This window comes from Gilliamella sp. Choc5-1, assembly GCF_001690595.1.
In the GTDB taxonomy this organism is placed as follows: Bacteria; Pseudomonadota; Gammaproteobacteria; order Enterobacterales; family Orbaceae; genus Gilliamella; species Gilliamella apicola_M.
On the sequence record NZ_LZHH01000078.1, the window covers coordinates 1 to 501 of the forward strand.

1 pseudogene is annotated in these 501 nt (G+C 39.7%); it reads left to right on the forward strand.

The annotated features are described in order from the left end of the window. Positions 1–501: pseudogene (locus A9G35_RS06920) on the forward strand (helix-turn-helix domain-containing protein); the annotation flags it as partial.

Here is a 501-nt window from a genome sequence, read left to right on the forward strand (position 1 = left end):
ATTAAACCTAAATTAGGACTTTTAGAATTAGCTAATCAACTCGGTAACGTTCAACAAGCTTGCAAAGTCATGGGATACAGTCGAGATAGTTATTATCGCTTTAAAAAACTGTATGAGCAAGGGGGGTGAGTTTGCACTTCAAGAAATCAGTCGTAAAAAGCCTATCGAAAAAAATCGGGTAGAGCCACATATAGAACAAGCCGTTGTCAATATGACCTATGAATATCCAGCTTATGGGCAACATCGAGTTGCCAATCAACTTCGTCAAGAAGGCATCATGGTGTCAGGGAGTGGGGTACGCTCTATTTGGCTACGTCACGATTTAGAAAGTTTTAAAAAACGCTTAATAGCCCTAGAAACCAAAGTGGCACAAGAAGGATGTGTGCTCACTGAAAATCAATTACAAGCCCTTGAAAAAGTCAAAGCATCAAAAGAAGCGCATGGTGAAATTGAGACACATCATCCGGGTTATTTATGTGCACAAGATACCTATTATGTAGG